26 protein-coding genes are annotated in these 22,366 nt (G+C 64.9%); 3 read left to right on the forward strand and 23 right to left on the reverse strand.

Annotation, left to right across the window (positions count from 1 at the left end; translation table 11 throughout):
* Window positions 1-37: 37 nt before the first annotated feature.
* The 4 genes from blaOXA to OWC48_RS17185 form a co-directional block, all read right to left on the reverse strand.
* Window positions 38-856 carry a class D beta-lactamase gene (blaOXA, locus tag OWC48_RS17170; RefSeq protein WP_282521049.1) on the reverse strand — a complete coding sequence of 273 codons (819 nt, stop codon included), beginning with the start codon at window positions 854-856 and terminating at the stop codon, window positions 38-40.
* 74 nt (window positions 857-930) lie between these two features.
* The gene (locus OWC48_RS17175) at window positions 931-1,194 is read right to left on the reverse strand and encodes an EscU/YscU/HrcU family type III secretion system export apparatus switch protein (RefSeq protein WP_282521050.1); all 264 of its coding nucleotides are present in this window, start codon (window positions 1,192-1,194) and stop codon (window positions 931-933) included.
* Window positions 1,191-2,783: a flagellar hook-length control protein FliK gene (locus OWC48_RS17180; protein ID WP_282521051.1), complete on the reverse strand. Its 1,593-nt coding sequence runs from the start codon at window positions 2,781-2,783 to the stop codon at window positions 1,191-1,193. Before OWC48_RS17180 ends, OWC48_RS17175 begins: the two co-directional genes overlap by 4 nt.
* A 74-nt stretch (window positions 2,784-2,857) precedes the next feature.
* Window positions 2,858-3,634, reverse strand: coding sequence for an ATP12 family chaperone protein (locus tag OWC48_RS17185; protein WP_282521052.1), 777 nt, complete (start codon window positions 3,632-3,634; stop codon window positions 2,858-2,860).
* A 74-nt stretch (window positions 3,635-3,708) separates the two neighbouring features.
* Between OWC48_RS17185 and OWC48_RS17190 the strand changes: the two genes are divergently transcribed.
* Window positions 3,709-4,155, forward strand: a complete 447-nt coding sequence (locus tag OWC48_RS17190; RefSeq protein WP_282521053.1) for a hypothetical protein — start codon at window positions 3,709-3,711, stop codon at window positions 4,153-4,155.
* 136 nt (window positions 4,156-4,291) lie between these two features.
* Here the strand turns inward: OWC48_RS17190 and OWC48_RS17195 are convergent, their stop codons facing one another.
* The 3 genes from OWC48_RS17195 to OWC48_RS17205 are packed head-to-tail and all read right to left on the reverse strand — an operon-like array spanning window position 4,292 to window position 8,299.
* Entirely contained in the window at window positions 4,292-5,506 is a 1,215-nt protein-coding gene (locus OWC48_RS17195; protein ID WP_282521054.1) for an RluA family pseudouridine synthase, read from the reverse strand.
* A gap of 52 nt (window positions 5,507-5,558) precedes the next feature.
* Window positions 5,559-6,896: a replication-associated recombination protein A gene (locus OWC48_RS17200; RefSeq protein ID WP_282521055.1), complete on the reverse strand. Its 1,338-nt coding sequence runs from the start codon at window positions 6,894-6,896 to the stop codon at window positions 5,559-5,561.
* Window positions 6,893-8,299, reverse strand: a complete 1,407-nt coding sequence (locus OWC48_RS17205) for a DegQ family serine endoprotease (RefSeq protein ID WP_282521056.1) — start codon at window positions 8,297-8,299, stop codon at window positions 6,893-6,895. The genes OWC48_RS17200 and OWC48_RS17205 overlap by 4 nt, the downstream gene beginning before the upstream one ends.
* A 312-nt stretch (window positions 8,300-8,611) precedes the next feature.
* Here OWC48_RS17205 and OWC48_RS17210 point away from each other — a divergent pair, with 312 nt between their 5' ends.
* Window positions 8,612-10,243 carry an OprO/OprP family phosphate-selective porin gene (locus OWC48_RS17210; RefSeq protein WP_282521057.1) on the forward strand — a complete coding sequence of 544 codons (1,632 nt, stop codon included), beginning with the start codon at window positions 8,612-8,614 and terminating at the stop codon, window positions 10,241-10,243.
* A 41-nt stretch (window positions 10,244-10,284) separates the two neighbouring features.
* Here the strand turns inward: OWC48_RS17210 and OWC48_RS17215 are convergent, their stop codons facing one another.
* On the reverse strand, window positions 10,285-10,668 hold the full coding sequence (locus tag OWC48_RS17215) for a helix-turn-helix domain-containing protein (protein ID WP_028151187.1): 384 nt from the start codon (window positions 10,666-10,668) through the stop codon (window positions 10,285-10,287).
* A 133-nt stretch (window positions 10,669-10,801) separates the two neighbouring features.
* Between OWC48_RS17215 and OWC48_RS17220 the strand changes: the two genes are divergently transcribed.
* Window positions 10,802-11,815, forward strand: a complete 1,014-nt coding sequence (locus OWC48_RS17220; RefSeq protein WP_282521058.1) for a zinc-binding alcohol dehydrogenase family protein — start codon at window positions 10,802-10,804, stop codon at window positions 11,813-11,815.
* Between the two features lie 116 nt (window positions 11,816-11,931).
* Here OWC48_RS17220 and OWC48_RS17225 read toward each other — a convergent pair whose 3' ends face one another.
* From OWC48_RS17225 to rpsN, 15 genes are all read right to left on the reverse strand, one after another.
* Window positions 11,932-12,720 carry an SDR family NAD(P)-dependent oxidoreductase gene (locus OWC48_RS17225; RefSeq protein ID WP_282521059.1) on the reverse strand — a complete coding sequence of 263 codons (789 nt, stop codon included), beginning with the start codon at window positions 12,718-12,720 and terminating at the stop codon, window positions 11,932-11,934.
* A gap of 200 nt (window positions 12,721-12,920) precedes the next feature.
* A complete protein-coding gene (locus tag OWC48_RS17230; RefSeq protein ID WP_282521060.1) occupies window positions 12,921-13,760 on the reverse strand; it encodes a c-type cytochrome in 840 nt (279 codons plus the stop codon).
* 120 nt (window positions 13,761-13,880) lie between these two features.
* Window positions 13,881-14,297, reverse strand: coding sequence for a 50S ribosomal protein L17 (gene rplQ, locus OWC48_RS17235; RefSeq protein WP_282521061.1), 417 nt, complete (start codon window positions 14,295-14,297; stop codon window positions 13,881-13,883).
* 123 nt (window positions 14,298-14,420) lie between these two features.
* Window positions 14,421-15,452: a DNA-directed RNA polymerase subunit alpha gene (locus tag OWC48_RS17240; RefSeq protein ID WP_038942308.1), complete on the reverse strand. Its 1,032-nt coding sequence runs from the start codon at window positions 15,450-15,452 to the stop codon at window positions 14,421-14,423.
* 112 nt (window positions 15,453-15,564) lie between these two features.
* Entirely contained in the window at window positions 15,565-15,954 is a 390-nt protein-coding gene (gene rpsK, locus OWC48_RS17245) for a 30S ribosomal protein S11 (protein WP_007603045.1), read from the reverse strand.
* 123 nt (window positions 15,955-16,077) lie between these two features.
* The gene (gene rpsM, locus OWC48_RS17250; protein WP_014494511.1) at window positions 16,078-16,446 is read right to left on the reverse strand and encodes a 30S ribosomal protein S13; all 369 of its coding nucleotides are present in this window, start codon (window positions 16,444-16,446) and stop codon (window positions 16,078-16,080) included.
* A gap of 187 nt (window positions 16,447-16,633) precedes the next feature.
* Entirely contained in the window at window positions 16,634-17,515 is an 882-nt protein-coding gene (locus OWC48_RS17255; protein ID WP_282521062.1) for an adenylate kinase, read from the reverse strand.
* Between the two features lie 276 nt (window positions 17,516-17,791).
* The gene (secY, locus tag OWC48_RS17260; protein WP_282521063.1) at window positions 17,792-19,123 is read right to left on the reverse strand and encodes a preprotein translocase subunit SecY; all 1,332 of its coding nucleotides are present in this window, start codon (window positions 19,121-19,123) and stop codon (window positions 17,792-17,794) included.
* A 148-nt stretch (window positions 19,124-19,271) separates the two neighbouring features.
* The gene (rplO, locus tag OWC48_RS17265) at window positions 19,272-19,757 is read right to left on the reverse strand and encodes a 50S ribosomal protein L15 (RefSeq protein ID WP_014494508.1); all 486 of its coding nucleotides are present in this window, start codon (window positions 19,755-19,757) and stop codon (window positions 19,272-19,274) included.
* 75 nt (window positions 19,758-19,832) lie between these two features.
* Complete coding sequence (rpmD, locus tag OWC48_RS17270; protein WP_011088137.1) at window positions 19,833-20,027, reverse strand: 50S ribosomal protein L30; 195 nt, start codon at window positions 20,025-20,027, stop codon at window positions 19,833-19,835.
* A 25-nt stretch (window positions 20,028-20,052) separates the two neighbouring features.
* On the reverse strand, window positions 20,053-20,643 hold the full coding sequence (rpsE, locus tag OWC48_RS17275) for a 30S ribosomal protein S5 (protein WP_028152981.1): 591 nt from the start codon (window positions 20,641-20,643) through the stop codon (window positions 20,053-20,055).
* Window positions 20,644-20,687: 44 nt separating this feature from the next.
* Window positions 20,688-21,050 (reverse strand): 50S ribosomal protein L18, encoded by a 363-nt coding sequence (gene rplR, locus OWC48_RS17280; RefSeq protein ID WP_007603036.1) that lies wholly within the window; start codon window positions 21,048-21,050, stop codon window positions 20,688-20,690.
* Between the two features lie 11 nt (window positions 21,051-21,061).
* Window positions 21,062-21,595, reverse strand: coding sequence for a 50S ribosomal protein L6 (gene rplF / locus OWC48_RS17285; RefSeq protein ID WP_063982587.1), 534 nt, complete (start codon window positions 21,593-21,595; stop codon window positions 21,062-21,064).
* Window positions 21,596-21,611: 16 nt separating this feature from the next.
* On the reverse strand, window positions 21,612-22,010 hold the full coding sequence (gene rpsH / locus OWC48_RS17290; protein WP_008136338.1) for a 30S ribosomal protein S8: 399 nt from the start codon (window positions 22,008-22,010) through the stop codon (window positions 21,612-21,614).
* Window positions 22,011-22,024: 14 nt separating this feature from the next.
* Entirely contained in the window at window positions 22,025-22,330 is a 306-nt protein-coding gene (rpsN, locus tag OWC48_RS17295) for a 30S ribosomal protein S14 (RefSeq protein ID WP_057745473.1), read from the reverse strand.
* Window positions 22,331-22,366: the final 36 nt, after the last annotated feature.

The raw sequence follows: 22,366 nt of genomic DNA on the forward strand, positions 1-22,366 counted from the left end.
TTGGTCGGAAAGATGCTAGCAGGTTCGTACGCGCCAGCTAGATCGCGCCGATCTCGGCAAGGCAGGCTTGCGTCAGCGGCATGCGCTCGCCGACGAGACGCGGCTCCTTGCAATCCATGTTGAGCGCGAACACGGTGTGCGCCTCGCCCTTCTCGGCCCAGCCGACCATCCAGCCGAGCGACGGCTCGCCACGCTCGGCGCCCAAGAGCCCGGACTTGGCACGGATGACGCTGTCGCCGACCTTGGTCACCGGCAGGATGTCGGCGACGAGATCCTGGCTGCGCTTGCTGATCGGCAGCGCGCGGCGGCGCAGCCGGTCGACGAAATCGATCTGCTCGACCGGGCCGATGCGCAAATTGCCGGTGAGCCAGAACTGGTCGATGCCGCCGCCGATATCGCGATTGCCGTAGTCGAACAGGTCGACATACTTTTGCATCCGCTCTTGCCCGATCCGGCGCGCGATCTCCTGATAGACCGGAACCGCACTCACCGCGATCGCACTTCGCAGCGTGTGATCCTTGTTCCAGGCCTCGATCGGGCGCTTCACGCCGTCCCAGGGGAACACGTCCTTGTCGGGATCGGCGACGACGCCGGTCTCGAGCGCAATCAGCGAATTCGGGATCTTGAAGGTCGAGGCCGGCAGCTTCGCTTCGCCGGAACGGTCCTTGTCGCTCGCGACGATCAGATAGTCCTCGACCTTATAGCCAACGAAGGTGCCTGATGTGCCGAGGTCGGTGAATCGCTTTGCGAGGCTGTCGCGGATCTCGTTGCGCGGCGGCGCGACATGGGCGAACGCACGCTGCGGCACGGTGGCGGCTGCGGCAAGAAGGCCGAGGGTGGAACGGCGGGTGAGCAAGGGCGGTGTCCGTCAAACGATGACAATGGCCGCGACCATGCAGCCGCTATCGTGGTGAAACGATGACAGCGCTCTCAGTGCCCTCGGCCCGACAGCCGCAGCACGAACACCAGCACTTCGGCGACGGCCTTGTAGAGATCCGGCGGAATCTCCTCGCCGAGCTCGACCTTGGAGAGCGCGCCGGCCAAAATCTCGTTCTCTTCGATCGGGATGTCGTTGGCCTTGGCGATCTCGACGATCTTTTCGCCGATCGTGCCCTTGCCCTTGGCGACGACGACGGGCGCGTTGCCGCCCTTCTCGTAATGCAGCGCAATTGCGAGCTTGGATGGATCGCTCATGTGGCGCGATCCAGAAAGTGGCCCGCGCGGGCCGGCGTCGGCTGCGGTGGCGCGCCGTCGCGAACCAGAATGTCGCCGGGCTTGAGCTCCGCCCGCGTCAGGGCCTGATTGAGCTCGCCGATGCCGGCGCGAAGTTGCTGCGCGGTCGCGGGCCGCTCCGCCCACATCCGCACGAAAGTCTTGTCGCCGTTCAGCGTGATCAGAGCATGCACGGGGCCGGCCGGCTCGACATTGAGCGTGAAGCGCGCGCGCCAGGCGCGCTTGGCGGGATCGGCGGATTCGTTGCCGCCATCGCGCGAGATCTCGAACTCCGCCATCGCGGTACCCTGTCGCGTCGCAAAGGGAATCTCGAAATTCCACTGCGGCACGCTCGGGTCGATGCGGTGACCGCTGGCGTCGGTGCGATCGGGGAGCGAGGCGACCTGGAGCAGCGTTTGACGCGCGATCGCGGCATCGGTGTCGTCGAGCAGGCGGTGCACCGTTGCGGAGAGCGGTGTATCCGGCGCGAGCGATGGCGAGGCGATCGCCTGCGGCGCCGGCAGCGCGCCGCGGAACGGCGGCGGAGTCGTCGCGCGCGCGGCCTCGAAGAGATGACCGTCCGGCACGGCCTTGTTCGAGCCCGGCACATTGCCGGTCAGGCGCGGCAGGTTTTGCGTGGCCTCCTGAAGGAGGGCCGCGGCAAGGCCGGCGGACATGGTTCGCGGCATCGCGGCCTGAGGCGCGCCGCCGGCGATGTCGGCGAGCACAGTGGCCGCGAGATTGGCGCTGCGCGGCATCTGCGGCTGTTGGGCCATATCGAGCTCGGTCGACGGCGATGCTGCCTGAGCCGGCACGGTGGCGGTCTGTGGTGTCCCCGCCCTAGCGATCGCGGCGCCTTGCGCCTGTGGAGTGGCGGTCTCGAGCGTGGCCAATGTCTGGCGCAGCACCAGCAGCGCCGCCTTCAGGTCCGGCATCGTGCCGGAGGACGGCGTTGCGCCTGCGGCCAATGACGCCTCGAGAAACAGACCGGACTTCTGGAAGGCGGATTCGATATCGCCGCCATCGAGGGCGGTGTTGAGCGGCGTCTGCTGCGCCAGCACGCCCAGCACGGCCTGCTTCAGTCCCGCGGGCAGATCGCTGCCGGTGACGACGGAGGCGAGATTGGCGAACAGCGGCGCCTGGCTGCCCTGTTTTGTCACCGCCTCGGCGGAAGCCACGGTGACGGCGACCTGCTCCAACGGCGTCAGCGTGTTGCGTGCGGTCGTCGCAGCTGGCGCAAGCGGCGGGCTGTCCACGAGCGAAGCCGCCCGCGGCGTCAGCGTGATCTGATCGGCCGTCGCCTCGCCTGCCCCGTTCATGATGGCGAGCCTGATGGTGCCGTCGTTCCGCGACACCGCGAGCTGGAGATTTTGCCCCGGTGTCAGCGACACCTCGGACATCACATCCATCGACAGATTGGCGATTGCGATCCGCACCAGATTGTCGGCCATCACGCTGACGACCCTTGCGTCGACGACGCTGCCGGCCTGGAGCACAAGATCGGGCGTCGCCGCATCAGCCACGGGGCTGGCGGAACTGACCGGAACGATCGAGCTTATCGGCGTTGGCATTTCAGGGGCTCGTGGAACGCTGGCCCCACCCTAAGGCCGCCCTCGTAAACCTCTCGTTAAGGACCTTTGGCCGCTTACGGCTTCACGGCCGCAAGAACCGCCACGGCGGCCTGAAAATCCTTCAGGCGGGCGGCGCGGCGGGCAGCCGCCTCCTCGTCCACGCCCCATTTCTCGGCGTTCCAGTCCTCGTCGACATGGGCGGCGGCCCAGACCTGGCCGGCATCGCGCACGCCATGGGCGAGCGCCAGCGCCAGCAGCGCCGAACCGGTCAGGGTCGTGACCACGTGGAGCGCCGCGATCGACCAGGGATCCCCGGGCAGCGCCGCGCGGGCAGCCCGAACGGCCTCGTCCGGCTGCTTCACATGCATGATGCCCTCGGACAGGATGAAGTGCGCGCCCAGCGTCTCCGCGGCCCAGAACAGCACGGGGTCCCAATGCGTGGCCTCGCGGGCGACCAGTCCTTCGGGGTGGCCGGCGCGATAGAACAGCAGGTCGGTCTCGAAGTATTTTGCAAGGTCGTCGCTGACGAGCTCGACGCGATCGATGACACCCTCGACGACGCTGTTGGCGATCCGCGTCAGCGGCATGGTCACGGGATTAATCGTCTCGCCTTGGGCCGCCCATTCCGCGGCCACAGCATCGGCCAGCGCGCGCGACGGGATCACCACCTGGCGGGCCGATGGCGTCCGGATCGGCCTGCCGTCCAGCGTGATGGCGAAGCCGCCCTCGGCCTCGGCCACGCCCGCCTCCTTGTAGAAGCGCTTGCGCTGCGGCGTACGTGCGGCCTGGCGCACCGCCTCCTGCGGATCGAGCGGGGACCGCCCCGCAACCTCATCGAACAATTCGCGCATCTCGTTTCGGCCTCGGTCTCTGAATGCTAGGCTTGTAAGCCAAGACCGGCGGCTGATAAAGCGAGCGGCAAGGCATGAGGGAACTTGCGGGCATTGTGGCCCTGCTCGCCGGGCTCTGGCCGGCCGCGGCGGACGCCGGTTTCCGCACCCCGGAATCGTTGGTCCGCAATGTCTACGCGCATTACGGCGATGGCGCGCCGGAACTGTCGAAAGGCCTGCCGCGCGATGCCGCCTCCGCCCGGCAATTCTTCGACCCCAGCCTGCGCAGGGCCTGGAGCGCGCCAAGGGTCGAACCCTACGACTTCCTGGTGCAGAGCCCGAACTGGAAGCTCGGCCCGATCGCGATCACGGTCGTTCGCAGGCAATACGACAAGACCTATGTCGCGGCGAACTTCGACAATCGCGGGCGGCAGGTCACGCTGAACTTCGTCCTGGTCAACGGCGCGGAGGGATGGCTGATCACCGACGTCGAGAGCCCGCACGACAGTCTGCGGATGTTTCTGGAGCAGTTTCGGAAGTGAGCGGTGCTAGTCGCCACTGCGTCAACACCGTCATTGCGAGCGCAGCGAAGCAATCCAGACCGTATCCGCAGAAGCATTCTGGATTGCTTCGTCGCTTCGCTCCTCGCAATGACGGGGCTGGTACGAGGCCCCGATCCTACTCTTCCGGCGCGTTCTCGATCGGATCAAACCGGCTCGCATCGAGCCCGAGCAGATTCCACGACTGCTGCATGTGCTGTGGCAGTGGCGCGGTGGCGTCGATCACGCCGCCGCGCGGATGTGGAATGACGATGCGGCGTGCGAGCAGATGCAGCCGGTTTTGCAGGCCGCCCGGCAGCTGCCAATTCTCGATGTTGAAATATTTGGGATCGCCGACGATGGGGTGGCCGATATGCTCCATGTGGGCGCGCAGCTGATGGGTGCGGCCCGTCACGGGCTTGAGCGACACCCAGGTCAGCTTGTTGCCGGCGGTCTCGACCACCGCATAGTACGTCACCGCGTGGCTCGCGCCCTCGTCGCCATGCTGGGCGATGCGCATGATGGTGTCGTCCTCGCTCTCTTCCTTCGCGAGGAAGGTCGAGATGCGGCCCTGCTTCGGCTTCGGCAGACCCGGCACCAGCGCCCAATAGGTTTTTCGCGCGGACCGCGAGCGGAAGGCGCCCGTCAGATGCGAGGCGGCAAATCGCGTCTTGGCGATCAGCAGGCAGCCCGAGGTCTCCCGGTCGATGCGGTGCACGAGGCGCGGCTTCTGGCCCTTGGAATCGCGCATCACCTCCAGCATCTGGTCGATGTGCCGCGTCATGCCCGAGCCACCCTGCACGGCGAGGCCGGCAGGCTTGTTCAGGACCAGGACGTCGTCGTCCTCGTAGATCGTCATCTCCTTCAGCGCGGCAAGCGTCTTTTGGGCGCCTTCCGACAGCTCACCGGCGGCCTTCGGCGTGTCGAGCTTCAACGGCGGAATGCGGACGCTCTGGCCCTCCTCCAGCCGATCCTTGCTGTCGACACGCTTGCCGTCGACGCGCAGCTCGCCTTTGCGGACGACGCGCTGGATGTGGGAGAAGGACAGGCCGGGAAACCGCGCTTCGAGAAAGCGGTCGACGCGCATGTTGTTCTCGTCAGCCGTCACCTTGACGGTCTGCACCTTGGTCGGCAGCAGCGCCTCGACCGGCTTTGCCGGCGCAGATGCTTCGGGCGCAGCCTTGGGCGGCCGCCGCTCAGCGCGCTCGCCCGCAAAGCGCGGCGGCTTCGCACCTGGCTTAGCCCCCAGCCGTGGTCCCGCCTTCTTCGCAGTGCGCGCCTTGAACGGACGCGAATCGTCGCGCTCGTCACGCGAGCGGGGCTTTGGGTTCATTCTCTTGATGCGGCGGCTCATGGTTGCCTGCGTACCCTAAAAGCCGGCTCCCGTCACGGCGAAATGGCCGCTTCTAGCGCGCGCCACCCCGCTCCTTCCGCAGCTTGGCCCAGTAATCCAGCCGCTTGCGGATCTCGCGCTCAAAACCGCGCTCGGGCGGGTCGTAGAAGGTCTGGCGGCCCAGGGCTTCCGGAAAGTAGTCCTGGCCGGAGAAGGCGTCGGGGGCGTCGTGGTCGTATTCGTAGGCCGCGCCGTAGCCCTCCGACTTCATCAGCTTGGTCGGGGAATTCAGGATGTGCTTTGGCGGCAGCAGCGAGCCGGCCTGCTTGGCGACCTGCATCGCCGTGCCGAAGGCGGTGTAGACCGCATTCGATTTCGGCGCGGTGGCGAGATAGACCACGGCCTGCGCGATGGCGAGCTCGCCTTCGGGATGGCCGAGGAAGTCGAAGGCGTCTTTGGCGGCATTGGCGATGACCAGCGCCTGCGGATCGGCAAGGCCGATGTCCTCGACCGCCATGCGCACGACGCGGCGGGCCAGGAACAGCGGGTCCTCGCCGGCATCGAGCATGCGCGCGAGGTAATACAGCGCGGCGTCGGGATCGGAGCCCCGCACCGACTTATGCAGCGCCGAGATCAGATTGTAGTGACCGTCGGCCGACTTGTCGTAGATCGGCGCGCGGCGCTGCAGGATCTCCTGCAACTGCGCCGCGTTGAAGATCTCGTCCGCCCGCGCCGAACGCCAGACCTCCTCGACAAGCGTCAGCGATGCCCTTCCGTCGCCGTCGGCCATGCGCACCAGCACGGCACGCGCCTCGTCATCGAGCGGCAGCTTGCGGCCCTCGACCTCCTCGGCATGCGCGAACAGTTTCTCGATCGCGGCGGCATCGAGCGAGCGAAATACCAGCACGCGCGCGCGAGAGAGCAACGCCGCGTTGAGCTCGAAGGACGGGTTTTCGGTGGTCGCGCCGACCATCACGACGGTGCCGTCTTCCATGACGGGCAGAAACGAATCCTGCTGGGCGCGATTGAAGCGATGCACCTCGTCGACGAACAGCAGTGTGCCCTTGCCCATCTCGCGGCGGGCGCGTGCGGCCTCAAACGCTCTCTTCAGATCGGCGACGCCGGAGAACACCGCGGAGATCTGCTCGAAATGCAGATCCGTCGCATCCGCCAGCAGCCGTGCCACCGTGGTCTTGCCGGTGCCGGGCGGGCCCCAGAAGACCAGCGAGCCGAGCGTGCGCGTCTCCAGCATGCGCGTCAGCGCACCGTCGGGACCTAGGATATGGTCCTGGCCAACGACCTCCGACAGCGCGCGCGGGCGCAATCGGTCCGGCAGCGGATGCGGAGCCTCGTGGTCGAGCCCCGCCGCGGCGAAGAGAGTTGGCGTCTCCTGTGGTCGCTTTGGGCTCATCCGCCCAGCGTGACGTTGATCTGCTGGCCGCCACGCACCAGCGTGATGCGCCAGATCCGCGGCCGTTCGCCCGCCGCCTTTTCGAGGTCGGTGGTCTTGCCGATCTTCTGGTTGTTGACGGCGAGGATGATGTCGCCCTTCTGGAAGCCGACATTTGCAGCCGCGCTGTCGCCGCCGAGATCAGTGATCACGACGCCTTCGGTGTCGGCGTCCAGATGCAGCTCGTCGGCAACTGCCGGCGTGATGGTCGAGACCTTCGCGCCCTGGAACGGCGAGCGCGCCGTGACGACGAGTTCGTTGCGGCCGGAGTCCGGTGCGGTCTCGAGCGCGATCGTGACCTTGAGCGGCTTGCCGCCGCGCTGCACGTCGATCTGCGCGGTGCCGCCGAGCGGACGGGTGGCGAAACGGTAGTCGAAGGCGTTGGGATCATCCACCGTCTGGCCGTCGATCCCGGTGATGAGATCGGAGGATTTCAGGCCGGCCTTGGCCGCGGGGCCGCTCGAGACCACGCTTGCCACCAGCGCGCCGGTCGGCGAACGCAGGCCGAGGCTCTCGGCGATCTCGGGCGTCACCGCCTGCAATTTCGCGCCGAGCCACGGCCGCTTCACCGCCTTGCCGCCGCTCTTGGCGGAGGCGACGACGACGCGCACCATGTTGGCGGGGATCGCAAAGCCGATGCCTTGCGAGCCGCCGGAGCGCGAATAGATCGCGGTGTTGATGCCGGCGAGCTTTCCGCTCATGTCGACCAGCGCGCCGCCGGAATTGCCGGGATTGATGGCCGCATCGGTCTGGATAAAGAACTGGTAGTCGGTGATGCCGACCTGGGTGCGCGCGAGCGCCGAGATGATGCCGTGGGTCACGGTCTGGCCGACGCCGAAGGGATTGCCGATCGCCAGCACGACGTCGCCAACCAGCAGTTCGTCGGAATTGGTAAAGTCCAGGGTCGGAAACTTCTCTTTGGTGTCCTTCAGGCGCAGCACGGCGAGATCGGTGCGCGGATCCTTCAGCAGGATCTCGGCCTCGAACTCCCGCTTGTCCGACAGCGATACTTTCACCTGGTCCGCGCCCTCGATGACGTGGACATTGGTAACGACGAGGCCGGAGGCATCGACGATGACACCGGAGCCGAGCGAGCGCTGCATCTGCTCGGGCTGCTGGCCCGGCACGCCGAAGAAGCGGCGGAAGATCGGGTCGTCCAGCAGCGGATTGCGGTTCTGCACCACCTTGGCGGCGTAGACGTTGACGACCGCCGGCTGCACCCGCTGCACGATCGGCGCATAGGACAGCCGCAACTCGGCGGGCGAGGACGGGACACGGCGATCCTGCGCGGCGGCCGGATTGAACTGGGCTGAAAACGCTATGCACAATGCCGTGAGCACGGCGGTCCGGGTCGATCGAAACATTCCTACCTCTTGGAAAAGACGCCGGAATATAGGCGCGTTCGCCCGCCAATAGAAGGCCGCCGGGCGGCAATATTCGGCCCCTTCCCGGTGTGTCCCAAATGCAAGCCGGACGTGCGAAATGGCAAATGGCAGGGTGCAATGGATTGGCATGATGCGCGTCATCCAGCATTCTACTCGGTGGCGGATTCGGTTGCGGCGAATTGGCATCAGTGGGAACCGCGCAACCGGGCGCAGCGTCGCGGGGCAGTCATCGATCACTCTTAGGCTCTCCCGTTACGACTTGGGGACGTTCGTCAAACGATGGAGTCAGACGTGAGCAGGATAAGAATAGCAGCCACCGCGATTGGTCTCGCCGGTGCGCTGGCGGCCTCGCAGGCCCAGGCCCAAACGGCAAGCAGCAGCGATCAGGAGATCGCGCTCCTGAAGCAGCAGTTGAAGATGCTGGAGCAGAAGCTCGATAAGCTCCAGAGTCAGACCGCCGCGAACACGGCGGCGACGGCGAAGGCTAAAGTCGAAGCAAAGGCGGAGGCCAAGGCCGAAGCGCGCTCGGAGGCGAAAGCCGTCGTCGCCAACGCCAACGCCGCGATCCCGCTCAAGGGACCGGTACCGGTCTCCGGTGCTGTCGTGACGATGCCGAACAACCGGCCGACCATCTGCACCGCCGATGGGGCAAACTGCGTCGCGATCACCGGTCGCGTGCACTACGATATGGGCGGCTATGACTATCGTCCCAACACGGCGGCAACTGTGCCGCAAAAGCTGGACAGCGGCGAAAACGTGCGTCGCGCGCGCATCGGTGTCGTCGGCAAATTCCTCGAAGACTGGAATTTCGCGCTGATCTACGATTTCGGGGGCTCGTCCGACGGATTTGGCGGCACGGGCGCCGCTGGCGCTACGCCTGTCGGCTTCCTGCCTGGCGGTGGCACATCCGGCATCGAAAACGCGTTCGTGAGCTACACGGGGCTGAAGCCGTTCGGCGGCAAGATGGCAATCGAAGCCGGCGTCATGGACCTTGCCTGGACCCTGGATGAATCCACGAGTTCCAACGACATTGCCTTCATGGAACGCGCCTCGGTCGGCATCATCGCGCAAAATATCGCCGCCGGCGACTTCCGTTCCGCCGCCGGTGCCCGCTGGTACAACGACGTGTTCTGGGCCGGCGCTTACGTGACCGGCCCGACCTCGGGTGCCATTCACTCGGCCTCGAGCGTGTCACCTCCCGGGACCAGCGAGCAATACGGCGCGACCGCCCGCGTTGCGGGCCAGGTCGTGAGCGGCAACGACTACTCGGTGCATCTCGGCGCCGACGCCCAGTGGCTGATCCAGCCGCCGCGCAATCTGGTCGCGAACACGCAAACGCTCACGCTCAGCGATCGTCCCGAGCTGCGCATCGATCCCACGACGCTGATCTCGACCGGAGCGATTGCAAATGTGTCGGGCGCGCAGGTCTATGGCGTGGAAGCCGCGGCCACCTATGGACCGCTCTGGGTCCAGGGCGAATACTACTGGTTCAACATCGATCGCGGTGCGAACACCGCGGTGGCGCCCATCGGTACGTCGAGCCTGAAATTCCAGGGCGGCTACGCACAGGCGGCCTATGTCCTGACCGGTGAATCGCGCAAGTACAATCCGGGCAGTGCGTCCTATGGCGGCGTCAAGCCGAACAATCCATTCTCGATCAACGGCGGCGGCTGGGGTGCCTGGGAGATCGCCGGTCGCTACTCGACCGTGGATCTGAACGATCAGTTGGCGACCGCCGCCGGCATCGCCGGCGGGCGGCAAACCGTCTACACGCTGGCGCTCAACTGGTACGTCAACGGCAATGTGCGCTTCATGCTCGACTATCTGCATGGCACGGTGTCGAAGCAGGCCTCGGCGGTGTCGGCGGCGGACACCGGCTCGAAGTTCGATGCGGTCGCGTTGCGCACGCAGTTCGCGTTCTGATGCAATCTCTTCCGGGAGCGGCACGGTCCGCTCCCGGAGAGTTACGCTGCGCGCTTCGGCTTCTTGACCGGCTCCGCTTCGGGCGGCGGCGCGCAGGACAGCCGTTGCTGATGGCTCTCGCCCCAGGCCTTCAGGATGTCGATCACCGGCCGCAGGCTCTCGCCGAGTTCGGAGAGGCAATACTCCACGCGTGGCGGCACCTCGGCATAGACCTTGCGGATGACGAGCTTGTCCTCCTCCAGCGCGCGAAGCTGCTTTGTCAGCATGCGCTGGGTGATGCCGGGCATCCTGCGGCGCAGTTCGCCGAAGCGCTGGGTGCCGTCCTGGAGGTGATAGAGGATCACGCCCTTCCACTTGCCGTCGATCAGGTCCAGCGTCGCCTCGACCGAGCAGCCGGGGCGCCGGGTAAAATCTCGCCGCTTCATGCGTGTTTTCCCAATAGTATCCAAACAGGGACTATATCCCCGAATTTACAGTACTTGCCAAATCGGGGCTAGCGGGACAGTTAGCTGGCCAGGCGCACATCACAAGCTACGCGCCATTTGATGGAGACAAGCCATGAAGGCCGTCGGCTACAAGAAATCGCTTCCGATCGAGGATCAGGACGCGCTGATCGATTTCGAGACCGCAAAGCCCGAGCCCAAGGGGCGCGATATCCGCGTCGCCGTGAAGGCAATCTCGGCCAACCCAGTCGATTACAAGGTACGCAAGCGTGCCGCCCCGCCCGAGGGCGAGACGAAGATTCTGGGCTATGACGCAGCCGGCGTTGTCGATGCCGTGGGTTCCGACGTCACGCTGTTCAAGCCGGGCGACGAGGTGTTTTACGCCGGCTCGATCCTGCGCCAGGGCACCAATGCAGAATTCCATTTGGTCGACGAGCGCATCGTCGGCAACAAGCCGAAGAGCCTGTCGTTCGCGCAAGGAGCAGCCCTTCCCCTCACCTCCATCACCGCCTGGGAACTGCTGTTCGACCGGCTCGGCGCGGTGCCCGGCAAAAGCGTCGATCCGCGCACACTGCTGATCACGGGCGGCGCCGGCGGCGTCGGTTCGATCCTGATCCAGCTTGCGCGCCGCCTCACGGGCCTCACGGTGCTCGCGACGGCGACGCGGCCGGAATCGCAAAAATGGTGCCTCGATCTCGGCGCGCATGCGGTGATCGACCATGGCAAGCCGATGAAGGAGCAGATCGAGAATCTGAAGCTGCCGCCGGTCGCGCTGGTGGCGAGCCTCACCTTCACCGACCAGCACTACAAGGCGATCGCCGAGTTCATGGCACCGCAGGGCAAGTTCGGCCTGATCGACGATCCCCCGGAGTTCGCCATGAGCACATTCAAGGGCAAGGCGATCTCGGTACACTGGGAATCGATGTTCACGCGCTCCTCGTTTGGGACGCCCGACATGATCGCGCAGCATCATCTGCTCAACGACGTCTCCGACCTCATCGACAAGGGCGTGCTGCGCACCACGCTCGACCAGACCTTTGGCACGATCAACGCGGCCAACCTCAAGCGCGCGCATGCGCTGCTCGAAAGCGGCAAGTCGCGCGGCAAGATCGTGCTGGAGGGTTGGTAGGCGAAAGGTGCGTAGGGTGGGCAAAGGCGCGCTTGCGCCGTGCCCACCATCTTCCCAATACACGCAATCAAGGTGGTGGGCACGCTTCGCTTTGCCCACCCTACGGATTCCTCGTGCTAGGCGATCGTGTTGACGATACCGCCTTCCGCGCGCAGCGCCGCACCGTTGGTCGCGGACGCTTCCTTCGACGCGACATAGACCACCATGTTAGCGATTTCGTCGACACTGGCGAAGCGCTGGATCAGCGAGCTCGGGCGGTGCTGCTTGACGAAATTGGCCGCGGCCTCATCGACCGACTGGCCGTTCTGCTTGGCGAGATCCTTCACGAAGGTCTCGACGCCTTCCGACATGGTCGGACCCGGCAGCACGGAATTGACGGTGACGCCGGTGCCGCGGGTGAGCTGCGCGAGGCCGCGGGCGACCGAGAGCTGGGCCGTCTTGCTCATGCCGTAGTGGATCATCTCGACGGGAATGTTGAGCCCGGACTCCGATGAGATGAAGACGATGCGGCCCCAGTTGTGCTTGAGCATGCCCTTCATATAGGCGCGCGACAGCCGCACGCCGCTCATGACGTTGACCTCGAAGAAGCGGCTCCAGTCCTCGTCAGGGATCTCGAAGAAGTCTTTTGGCTCGAAGATACCGGCATTGTTGATGAGGATGTCGACCTCCGGCAGCGCCGCGACGAGCGCCTTGCAGCCCGCTGCGGTCGAGACGTCGGCGGCGATGCCGCGGACCTTGACGCCCGCCCCTTCCAGCTTGCGCACGGCGGCATCGACCTTGTCCTGGCCGCGACCGTTGATCACCACGCTCGCGCCCGAGCCGGCAAGGCCCTTGGCAATGGCGTGGCCGATGCCGGCGGTGGAGCCGGTCACAAGGGCGGTCTTTCCGGAAAGGTCGATCTTCATGAATCATCTCCATTGTTGCTGAAGCGGATATCGTGTCCAGCGCACGCCGCTTCAATCGCCACAACTGCGAAATCGTAGGGTGGGACAACGACTTGTCCGCCGTAGCTCGAAGAGCGAAGGCGGAAGCGTGCCCACCAATGTCAACGCGACGCGCAGACCGAATGGTGGGCACGACGCGCGAGGAGCGCGTCTTGCCCACCCTACGATTTCGGCGGCAGTGTCCGGATAAACGCGACGATGGCATCGAGGTCCTGCGCCGTCATGCTGGCATAGGCAGCATAGGCCATCGGGGGCTTGAGCTTGTGGCCGTCGCGCGCGATGCCTTGCGTAATCGCACGTTTGATTTCGTCGTCGCTCCAGCCGCCCAGGCCCGCCGCGGGATCCGCAGTGATATTGGGGGAGACGGATTCGCCCCACGGCCCCTTGAATGTCCGGCCCCCCTTGCCGCTGGCACCCGCGAAATCATGCACGGCGGACGGGCCCTCCGGCGTGTGGCATTCCAGGCAATGGGCGATGGTCAGGAGATAGCGGCCGCGCGCGAGCTTGTCGGAGAGCTCAGCCTCGGTCGCCTGCTTGCCGGCGTAGGTCGGCACCTCCGGCTGCAGCGCGATCCTGTATTCCGGCGCCGGCGTTTCGTGGCGCATTGCGGGGACTGAGCGCAGGTAGGCGGTCAGCGCATCGAGATCCCGGGCCGTGAGCACCGTGTAGAACGCAGTCGGCATGATCGGCGCGACCTTGGTCCCGTTCGGCCTGTGACCGCTGACCAGAAACCGCTTCAGCGCGGCATCGCTCCAGTTGCCGATCCCGGTGTCCTTGTCCGGCGTGATGTTGGAGCCGGTGACCTTGAAGGCAGGCTCATCGAAAACCTGGCTGCCGCCCGCGAGCGCGCGCGAGAGATCGAGCCCTTGCGGCCCGCGCGGCGTGTGGCAGTTGTGGCAGACCATCACGCTGTTGACGAGATAGGCGCCGCGTTCGACCAGCGTCTCGCCAGAGGCCGGCGACATCAACAGCGCCAGCGCGATCCCAAACACAATCCTCATCGACAGCCCCCCGGCCGGAATCGCGTTCACCAGACGATGCGCGGCATGAGATATCGCCGCGCCATACAAAAAAGCGGCGCCCAGGGGCGCCGCTTTCTGAAAACTGAGGTACCGGCCGGCTTACGCCGCCTCGGCTTCCTTCTCCTGCACCGGACCGGAGTCCAGGCCCTTGGCATCGACATCGCGGTCGACGAACTCGATCACGGCCATCGCGGCGTTGTCGCCGTAGCGGAAGCCGGCCTTGATGATGCGGGTGTAGCCGCCCTGGCGGTCCTTGTAGCGGGGCGCCAGCACGTCGAACAGCTTCTTGACCTGGTCCTTGTCGCGCATCTCGGAGATGGCCTGGCGACGCAAGGACAGGCCGCCCTTCTTGCCGAGGGTGACGAGCTTCTCGACGATCGGACGGAGCTCCTTGGCCTTGGGCAGCGTGGTGACGATCTGCTCGTGCTTGATCAGCGCGGCGCACATATTGGCGAACATCGCGCGGCGATGCTCGGCAGTGCGGTTGAGCTTCCGATGAACCTTGCCGTGACGCATGTAACTATTCCTTAGTTTGAAACTGCCGCGACGGTTCGTCGGACATGTTGCTCAGGTGGGCTGCCTGCGTTCGCCCATTAAAAATCGTGGCCGGATATCTCCGGCCACGACGATGAAGTCGGATCAGTAATGATCCTCGAAGCGCTTGGCGAGCTCGTCGATGTTTTCCGGCGGCCAGCCCGGCACTTCCATGCCGAGGTGCAGACCCATCTGGGCCAGCACTTCCTTGATCTCGTTCAGCGACTTGCGGCCGAAGTTCGGGGTGCGGAGCATTTCCGCTTCGCTCTTCTGCACGAGATCGCCGATGTAGACGATGTTGTCGTTCTTCAAGCAGTTGGCCGAACGCACCGACAGCTCGAGCTCGTCCACCTTCTTGAGGAAAGCCGGGTTGAAGGCGAGGTCCGGGATGATCTCCTGGGCGACTTCCTTGCGCGGCTCTTCGAAGTTGACGAACACGTTGAGCTGATCCTGCAGGATGCGGGCGGCGTAAGCCACCGAGTCATCCGGCGTCAGCGCGCCGTTGGTCTCGATCGTCATGGTCAGCTTGTCGTAGTCGAGGATCTGGCCCTCACGGGTGTTCTCGACCTTGTAGGAGACCTTGCGGACCGGCGAATACAGGCTGTCGACCGGGATCAGGCCGATCGGCGCGTCCTCAGGACGGTTGCGCTCGGCGGGCACGTAGCCCTTGCCGGTCGCGACCGTGAACTCCATGCGGATTTCGGCGCCCTCGTCGAGCGTGCAGATCTGGAGGTCGGGGTTGAGGACGACGACGTCGCCCACGGTCTGGATGTCGCCGGCGGTGACGACGCCCGGGCCCTGCTTCTTCACGACCATGCGCTTGGGGCCTTCGCCCTGCATCTTGATCGAGATGTCCTTGATGTTGAGCACGATGTCGGTGACGTCCTCACGGACGCCCGCGATCGAGGAGAACTCGTGCAGCACGCCGTCGATGTGCACCGACTGCACCGCCGCGCCCTGGAGCGAGGAGAGCAGGATGCGGCGCAGTGCGTTGCCGAGGGTCTGGCCGAAGCCGCGCTCGAGCGGCTCGGCGACGATGGTCGCGAAACGGGTCGAATCGCTGCCGGGCTGGATCTGGAGCTTGTTCGGCCGAATCAGTTCTTGCCAATTTTTCTGGATCGTCACTGTTTCACCCATACAGGCCAGTCAAACTGCTAGTGCAGACACTGGCGTTGGAGAAAGGCCGCGGATCATTCGCGCGGCTTTGCAAAAAGTCATTGCGGGCGACCAATGCGCCCGCAACTTGGTATCAAACGCGCCGACGCTTGCGGGGACGGCAACCGTTGTGCGGGATCGTGGTCACGTCGCGGATCGAGGTGACGGTGAAGCCCGCGGCCTGGAGCGCACGGAGCGCCGACTCGCGGCCCGAACCGGGACCGGCGACTTCGACTTCCAGCGTGCGCATGCCGTGCTCTTGCGCCTTCTTCGACACGTCCTCGGCGGCAACCTGCGCGGCATACGGGGTCGACTTGCGCGAACCCTTGAAGCCCATCGTGCCGGCGGAAGACCAGGCAATCGTGTTGCCCTGCGCGTCGGTGATGGTGATGGTCGTGTTGTTGAACGACGAGTTCACGTGCGCGACGCCGGAGGCGATGTTCTTGCGCTCACGACGACGAACGCGGGTGGCTTCCTTGCCCATAGAGTACCTTTCCTGAAGATCTCAAACGCCGCCGTAGTGCCAGCGGCTACACCTGTGGAACGAAAGGCGCGTGGCGAACGGGATGTCCCCTGTTCGCCACACGCCGCGATCGGATTCGAAAACTTACTTCTTCTTGCCGGCGATGGCCTTGGCCGGCCCCTTGCGCGTACGCGCATTGGTGTGGGTACGCTGACCGCGCACCGGCAGACCGCGACGATGACGCAGGCCGCGATAGCAGCCGAGGTCCATCAGACGCTTGATGTTGATGCCGACCTCACGACGCAGGTCGCCCTCGACGAGATAGTCGCGGTCGATCACTTCGCGGATCTGAAGCACTTCGGCATCGCTGAGCTGGTTGACGCGACGATCCTCGGGGATCTTCACCTTCTCCAGGATCTCACCAGCGATCTTCTGGCCGATGCCATGGATGTACTGGAGCGCGATCAGCACGCGCTTGTTGGTCGGAATGTTCACGCCGGCAATACGGGCCACGGCTCTCTCTCCTGTTGCCGATCCCTCGTCAGGAACCGGTCTTTAAGTGCTTGGTTTCTCGGGCAGGTGTTCACAAACGCGAACACGACGCCCACCCCCGGTCTTCCTGGGGCCCGGCATCGTTTGAAACTATCCGACTTGGATGCGGGGCTTATTAGGGGATTCAGGGGGCTTTCGTCAACCGCTGCTAGCGCTTAGCTCGCTTTTTCGTGACCTTTTTTGCGGCCTTTTTGGCACCTTTTTTGACAGCCTTCTTGGCGCTCGTTTTGGCTGCCTTTTTGACCGTTTTCTTGGCCGTTTTATTGGCCGCCTTCTTGGTGCCCTTCACGGCCTTCTTGGCGGCCTTCTTAGCGGATTTGGCCGCCTTTTTGGCCGTTTTCGCCGGCTTTTTGGCTGTCTTGGCCTTCTTGGCACCTTTTTTGGCGGGCGCCGACTTGGCCGCGCTGCGCGCATGGGCCTTGCCATGCGACTTGGGTTCGACCGCGCCGAGCGCCAGGAGCTGGCGATGAATGGCGCGGGTGACCTCGTCGATGGCCATCATGCCGTCGATGGTCGAGAGCTTCCGCCGCTCGGAATAGTAGTGAATCAGCGGTTCCGTCTGGCTGCGGTAGCTGGCTAACCGCTTGGTCAGGACCTCCGGGGTGTCGTCGACGCGGACCTCCTCCCCGCGCTCCCGCATCTGGGCGACGCGGGTCTCGACGCGACTCAGCAGCGCGCTCTCGTTGACGCGGAGCTCGACCACGGCGTCGAGCTTGAGATGCTTGTGCTTGAGCAGCTCATCCAGCGCCTCGGCCTGCGGCACGGTGCGCGGGAAGCCGTCGAGGATGAAACCGTTCTTGGCGTCCGGCTGGTCGATGCGGTCGGAGATGATTCCCACCACGATCTCGTCGGGCACGAGGCCGCCGCTGGCCATGATCTCCTTGGCCTTCAGCCCGACCGGCGTTCCCGCCGCAACGGCCGCGCGCAGCATCTCGCCGGTCGAGAGCTGGACGATGCCATAGCGCTGCACCAGCAGCTGCGCCTGGGTCCCCTTGCCCGACCCCGGCGGTCCCAGAAGTATAATTCTCATCGGCGTACGCCCCCCGGATTGGTGAGCGATACGTCGCGCACCTGTGTTTGAAGTGTGATGACAGTGCAAATCATAATCGGCGCCGCACCGCTACCCATATCATAGGGGAGCAAATGCCAGGACGCCAAGAAGGCCTTTGAAATCAGTGATTGCGTCGCAGGGAGAGCAGCTCTGCCGATGTCTTGGAATGGCTGACTGGTCGCCTCGGCGGGCGCCGCGCGTTGCTCGCGCGGCGAATCGGCGGCGCTGTCGCGCCGCCTTTAGAGAGCCCCGCGCTTAGCGGCGGCGGCCGCGCAGCTTCGACTTCCGGATCAGGCCTTCATACTGATGCGCCAGCAGATAGCCCTGCACCTGCGCCACCGTGTCCATGGTGACGCTGACGACGATCAACAGCGAGGTGCCGCCGAAGTAGAACGGCACCGAGGCGTAGGAGATCAGGATTTCCGGGATCAAGCAGACGATCGCCAGATAAACAGCGCCGAGCACGGTGATGCGCGACAGCACATAGTCGATATATTCCGCGGTGCGCTCGCCCGGACGGATGCCCGGAATGAAGCCGCCGTGCTTCTTCAGATTGTCCGCGGTCTCGGTCGGGTTGAACACAATCGCGGTGTAGAAGAACGCGAAGAACACGATCAGCGCGAGATACATGATCAGGAACAGCGGACGGCCGTGGCCGAGCTGCGTCGTGATCCACTGGAACCATTCCGGCCCGCTGCCCGCGTTGAAGTTGGCAACCGTGGTCGGCAGCAGCAGCAGCGAGGACGCGAAGATCGGCGGGATCACGCCCGAGGTGTTGAGCTTGAGCGGCAGATGCGAGGACTGGCCCTCGAACATCTTGTTGCCGACCTGGCGCTTCGGATACTGGATCAGCAGCCGGCGCTGGGCGCGCTCCATGAACACGATGAAGGCGATCACGGCGACCGCCATGATGATGACGACCAGGATCAGGCCGGTCGACATGGCGCCCTGACGGCCGAGCTCGAGCATGTTGGCGAGCGCCGCGGGCAGCTCGGCGACGATACCGGAGAGAATGATCAGCGAGATGCCGTTGCCGATGCCGCGCGAGGTGATCTGCTCACCCAGCCACATCAGGAACATGGTGCCGCCGGTCAGCGTGATCGCCGTGGACAGACGGAAGAACATGCCGGGGTCGCTGACGACGTTGCCGGCGCCTTCGAGGCCCACCGCGATGCCGTAGGACTGGAACGCGGCCAGGATCACGGTGAGATAGCGGGTGTACTGGTTCAGCAGCTTGCGGCCGGACTCACCTTCCTTCTTCAGCGCCTCGAGCTGCGGCGAGACGGTGGTGAGGAGCTGGATGATGATCGAGGCCGAGATATACGGCATGATGTTCAGCGCGAAGATCGCCATGCGGTGGATACCGCCGCCGGCGAACATGTTGAACATGCCGAGGATGCCGCCCGCCTGGGAGCGGAACACCTGTTCCCAGATGTTGGGATCGATGCCGGGCAACGGGATATAGGTCCCGAGCCGATAAACGAGCAGCGCACCCAGGGTGAACCAGATGCGCTTCTTCAGTTCGTCAGCCTTGGCAAACGCACCGAAATTGAGATTGGCTGCCAGTTGTTCCGCTGCAGAGGCCATCTTGGACTTTCTCCCGCCGCCTATTGCGCCGTCATGCCCGCGGCCGGGCTACTCTAGCGGACGCCGGACATTATCTGGGGCTCGGCTTCGATAAGTCCACGTCCCACACGCGTAAAGGCCCGCGAGCCGCGGGCCAATGACGCAGTTGTTACGCCGCCTCGCCTTCTTCCTTGGCAGGGGCGAGGATCTTCACCGAGCCGCCGGCCTTCTCGACCGCCGCAATCGCGGTCTTCGTGGCGCCGTGCACTTCGATGTTGAGCTTGGACTTGAGCTCGCCGCGGCCGAGCAGCCGCACGCCGGCCTTGGCGCGGCGCAGCACGCCGCCCTTCACCAGGGCCTCGACGTTCACGACGCTGCCGGCGTCGATCTTCTTGGCATCGACCGCTTCCTGGAGCCGGTCGAGATTGATCTCGGCGAACTCGACGCGGAAGATGTTGTTGAAGCCGCGCTTCGGCAGACGGCGATGCATCGGCATCTGGCCGCCTTCGAAACCCTTGATGCGCACGCCCGAACGCGCGGTCTGGCCCTTGCCGCCGCGGCCGGACTGCTTGCCCTTGCCCGAACCAATGCCACGGCCGACGCGCATACGCTTCTTGCGCGAGCCGGCGTTGTCGGCGATATCGCTGAGCTTCATCGCCCTGCTCCTTGTTTCTTGCGCATGATCTTCACCGAAAACGGGTGCCCGCTGTTCGGGATCCTGCGCCTTTGCTTACTTCTCGTCGACGATGCGAACGAGATGGTGAACCTTCTCGATCATGCCACGAACCGCCGGGGTATCCGGCAGTTCGCTGGTGCGGCCGATCTTGTTGAGCTTGAGCCCGATCAGCGTCGAACGCTGCGAGTGATGGCGGCGGATCGCGCTGCCGGTCTGCTCGAGCTTGATCGTCTTTGCGGCCTTGGCCATGGGAGTCTACTCCGAAAAGCTTCCGTTAGTCGGCAGCCGCCTCGGCATCACCGCCGATACGGCGGGACTGGAGGGTGGACACCTTGATATTGCGGCGGGCTGCGACCGAACGCGGCGAATCCTGATGCTTCAGCGCGTCGAAGGTTGCGCGAACCATGTTGTAGGGGTTCGACGAGCCGATCGACTTCGCGACCACGTCCTGGACGCCGAGCGTCTCGAACACGGCGCGCATCGGACCGCCGGCGATGATGCCGGTACCGGCCGGGGCTGCACGCAGGTAGACACGGCCCGCGCCATGACGGCCGGCGATGTCGTGATGAAGCGTGCGGCCCTCGCGCAGCGAGACGCGGGTCAGGTTGCGCTTGGCGGACTCAGTTGCCTTGCGGATCGCCTCGGGCACTTCGCGCGCCTTGCCGTGACCGAAGCCGGCGCGGCCCTTCTGGTCGCCGATCACGACCAGCGCTGCGAAACCGAAGCGCTTGCCGCCCTTGACGACCTTTGCCACGCGATTGATGTGGACGAGCTTGTCGACGAACTCGCTGTCGCGCTCCTCCCGGCGTTCACGTCCGCCGCCGCCGCGTTGATCGCGTCCACCACGTTGTTCGCGTTCTGCCATTTTTCCAATCCTTCAGAGGCTTGCGCCTCAATCCTCAAATTCTGTTAGAAGCTCAGCCCGCTCTCACGCGCAGCGTCGGCCAGTGCCTTGACGCGCCCGTGGTAGAGGTAGCTGCCGCGATCGAACACGACTTCCTTGACGCCCTTCTCGGCGGCGCGCTCGGCCAGCAGCTTGCCGACCGCCTTCGCCGCATCGATGTCGGCGCCGGTCTTGCCGCCGTCGCGCATCGACTTCTCGAGCGACGAGGCAGAGGCCAGCGTCTCGCCCTTCAGGTCGTCGATGACCTGGGCGTAGATGTGCTTGGACGAGCGGAACACCGACAGACGCGGACGACCGCCACCGGAGCGGCGCAGCTTCAGCCGCACACTCCGCTTGCGCCGGGCATTGGTAACCTTGGCTTTGGACATGACCGGCTCCGTTACTTCTTCTTGCCTTCCTTGCGGAAGATGAATTCGCCAACATACTTCACGCCCTTGCCCTTGTAGGGCTCCGGCGGACGATAGGAGCGAATCTCGGCGGCGACCTGGCCGACACGCTGGATGTCGCTGCCGGTCACCGTGATCTCAGTCGGCTTCGGCACGGTGATCGTGATCCCTTCCGGGATCGCGTAGACCACGTCGTGGCTGTAACCGAGCGCGAGCTGCAGGTTCTTGCCCTGCATCGCGGCGCGGTAACCGACGCCGGTGATTTCGAGCTTCTTCTCGAAGCCCTTGGTGACGCCTTCGACCAGATTCGCGACCTGGGCGCGAGCGGTACCGTACAGCGCCCGCGCGCGATTGGTCTCGACCCGCGGGTTCACCTTGACCTGGCCGTTCTCGAGCTTCACCTCGACGTCGTTATGGACGACGAACTGAAGCTGGCCCTTGGGCCCCTTCATCTTGACGGTCTGCCCATCGACGGTCGCGGTCACACCCGACGGAACCGCCACAGGCCTTTTGCCAACACGTGACATGGATCAACAATCCTTCTCAGAACACCGTGAAGAGAACTTCACCGCCCACATTCGCTTCGCGCGCGCTGTGGTCGGCCATGATCCCCTTCGGCGTCGACAACACCGAAATGCCGAGCCCGTTGTTGACCCGCGGCAGAGCCTTCACCGAGGCGTAAACACGACGCCCGGGCTTGGAGACTCGTTCGATCTCGCGGATGACGGGCTCGCCGTCGAAATACTTCAGCTCGATCTCGATCTCGCTGCGGCCCGAGGAGTGCTCGAGCGTGGCGTAACCACGGATGTAGCCCTCGGTCTTCAGGACCTCGAGCACGTTCTCGCGCATCTTCGAACCAGGCGTGGAGACCTTGCTCTTGGAACGCATCTGCGCGTTGCGGATACGGGTGATCAGATCGCTGATTGGATCGTGCGTAGACATCTAAACGACCCTCCTTACCAGCTGGACTTCACGAGGCCCGGGACCATGCCCTTGGAGCCAAGGTCGCGCAGCGCGATACGGGACAGCTTGTTCTTGCGGTAGTTCGAGCGCGGGCGGCCCGACAGCTCGCAACGCAGACGGATGCGGGTCGCCGACGAATTGCGCGGCATTTCCGCAAGCTTCAGGGTCGCGGCGAACCGCTCCTCCATCGGCAGCGTCTTGTCGGCGATGATCGCCTTCAACCGCTCGCGCTTCGGGGCGGCGTTCTTCACCATCCGCTTGCGCCGGTTGTTCTTCTCGACTGAACTCTTCTTTGCCATGCTTGGCTCCTGGGTATCCGCGTTTGAGAGGCTTTA

Origin of the sequence: Bradyrhizobium sp. Arg816 (assembly GCF_029989365.1) — a bacterium.
GTDB lineage: Bacteria > Pseudomonadota > Alphaproteobacteria > Rhizobiales > Xanthobacteraceae > Bradyrhizobium.

What these genes read in the sequence shown, in the direction of transcription:
- OWC48_RS17175 (WP_282521050.1), bottom strand. Translation starts at nt 1,194, where the DNA reads ATGAGCGATCCATCCAAGCTCGCAATTGCGCTGCATTACGAGAAGGGC.
- OWC48_RS17180 (WP_282521051.1), bottom strand. Translation starts at nt 2,783, where the DNA reads ATGCCAACGCCGATAAGCTCGATCGTTCCGGTCAGTTCCGCCAGCCCC.
- OWC48_RS17185 (WP_282521052.1), bottom strand. Translation starts at nt 3,634, where the DNA reads ATGCGCGAATTGTTCGATGAGGTTGCGGGGCGGTCCCCGCTCGATCCG.
- OWC48_RS17190 (WP_282521053.1), top strand. Translation starts at nt 3,709, where the DNA reads ATGAGGGAACTTGCGGGCATTGTGGCCCTGCTCGCCGGGCTCTGGCCG.
- OWC48_RS17195 (WP_282521054.1), bottom strand. Translation starts at nt 5,506, where the DNA reads ATGAGCCGCCGCATCAAGAGAATGAACCCAAAGCCCCGCTCGCGTGAC.
- OWC48_RS17200 (WP_282521055.1), bottom strand. Translation starts at nt 6,896, where the DNA reads ATGAGCCCAAAGCGACCACAGGAGACGCCAACTCTCTTCGCCGCGGCG.
- OWC48_RS17205 (WP_282521056.1), bottom strand. Translation starts at nt 8,299, where the DNA reads ATGTTTCGATCGACCCGGACCGCCGTGCTCACGGCATTGTGCATAGCG.
- OWC48_RS17215 (WP_028151187.1), bottom strand. Translation starts at nt 10,668, where the DNA reads ATGAAGCGGCGAGATTTTACCCGGCGCCCCGGCTGCTCGGTCGAGGCG.
- OWC48_RS17220 (WP_282521058.1), top strand. Translation starts at nt 10,802, where the DNA reads ATGAAGGCCGTCGGCTACAAGAAATCGCTTCCGATCGAGGATCAGGAC.
- OWC48_RS17225 (WP_282521059.1), bottom strand. Translation starts at nt 12,720, where the DNA reads ATGAAGATCGACCTTTCCGGAAAGACCGCCCTTGTGACCGGCTCCACC.
- OWC48_RS17230 (WP_282521060.1), bottom strand. Translation starts at nt 13,760, where the DNA reads ATGAGGATTGTGTTTGGGATCGCGCTGGCGCTGTTGATGTCGCCGGCC.
- rplQ (WP_282521061.1), bottom strand. Translation starts at nt 14,297, where the DNA reads ATGCGTCACGGCAAGGTTCATCGGAAGCTCAACCGCACTGCCGAGCAT.
- OWC48_RS17240 (WP_038942308.1), bottom strand. Translation starts at nt 15,452, where the DNA reads ATGGGTGAAACAGTGACGATCCAGAAAAATTGGCAAGAACTGATTCGG.
- rpsK (WP_007603045.1), bottom strand. Translation starts at nt 15,954, where the DNA reads ATGGGCAAGGAAGCCACCCGCGTTCGTCGTCGTGAGCGCAAGAACATC.
- OWC48_RS17255 (WP_282521062.1), bottom strand. Translation starts at nt 17,515, where the DNA reads ATGAGAATTATACTTCTGGGACCGCCGGGGTCGGGCAAGGGGACCCAG.
- secY (WP_282521063.1), bottom strand. Translation starts at nt 19,123, where the DNA reads ATGGCCTCTGCAGCGGAACAACTGGCAGCCAATCTCAATTTCGGTGCG.
- rplO (WP_014494508.1), bottom strand. Translation starts at nt 19,757, where the DNA reads ATGAAGCTCAGCGATATCGCCGACAACGCCGGCTCGCGCAAGAAGCGT.
- rpmD (WP_011088137.1), bottom strand. Translation starts at nt 20,027, where the DNA reads ATGGCCAAGGCCGCAAAGACGATCAAGCTCGAGCAGACCGGCAGCGCG.
- rpsE (WP_028152981.1), bottom strand. Translation starts at nt 20,643, where the DNA reads ATGGCAGAACGCGAACAACGTGGTGGACGCGATCAACGCGGCGGCGGC.
- rplR (WP_007603036.1), bottom strand. Translation starts at nt 21,050, where the DNA reads ATGTCCAAAGCCAAGGTTACCAATGCCCGGCGCAAGCGGAGTGTGCGG.
- rplF (WP_063982587.1), bottom strand. Translation starts at nt 21,595, where the DNA reads ATGTCACGTGTTGGCAAAAGGCCTGTGGCGGTTCCGTCGGGTGTGACC.
- rpsH (WP_008136338.1), bottom strand. Translation starts at nt 22,010, where the DNA reads ATGTCTACGCACGATCCAATCAGCGATCTGATCACCCGTATCCGCAAC.
- rpsN (WP_057745473.1), bottom strand. Translation starts at nt 22,330, where the DNA reads ATGGCAAAGAAGAGTTCAGTCGAGAAGAACAACCGGCGCAAGCGGATG.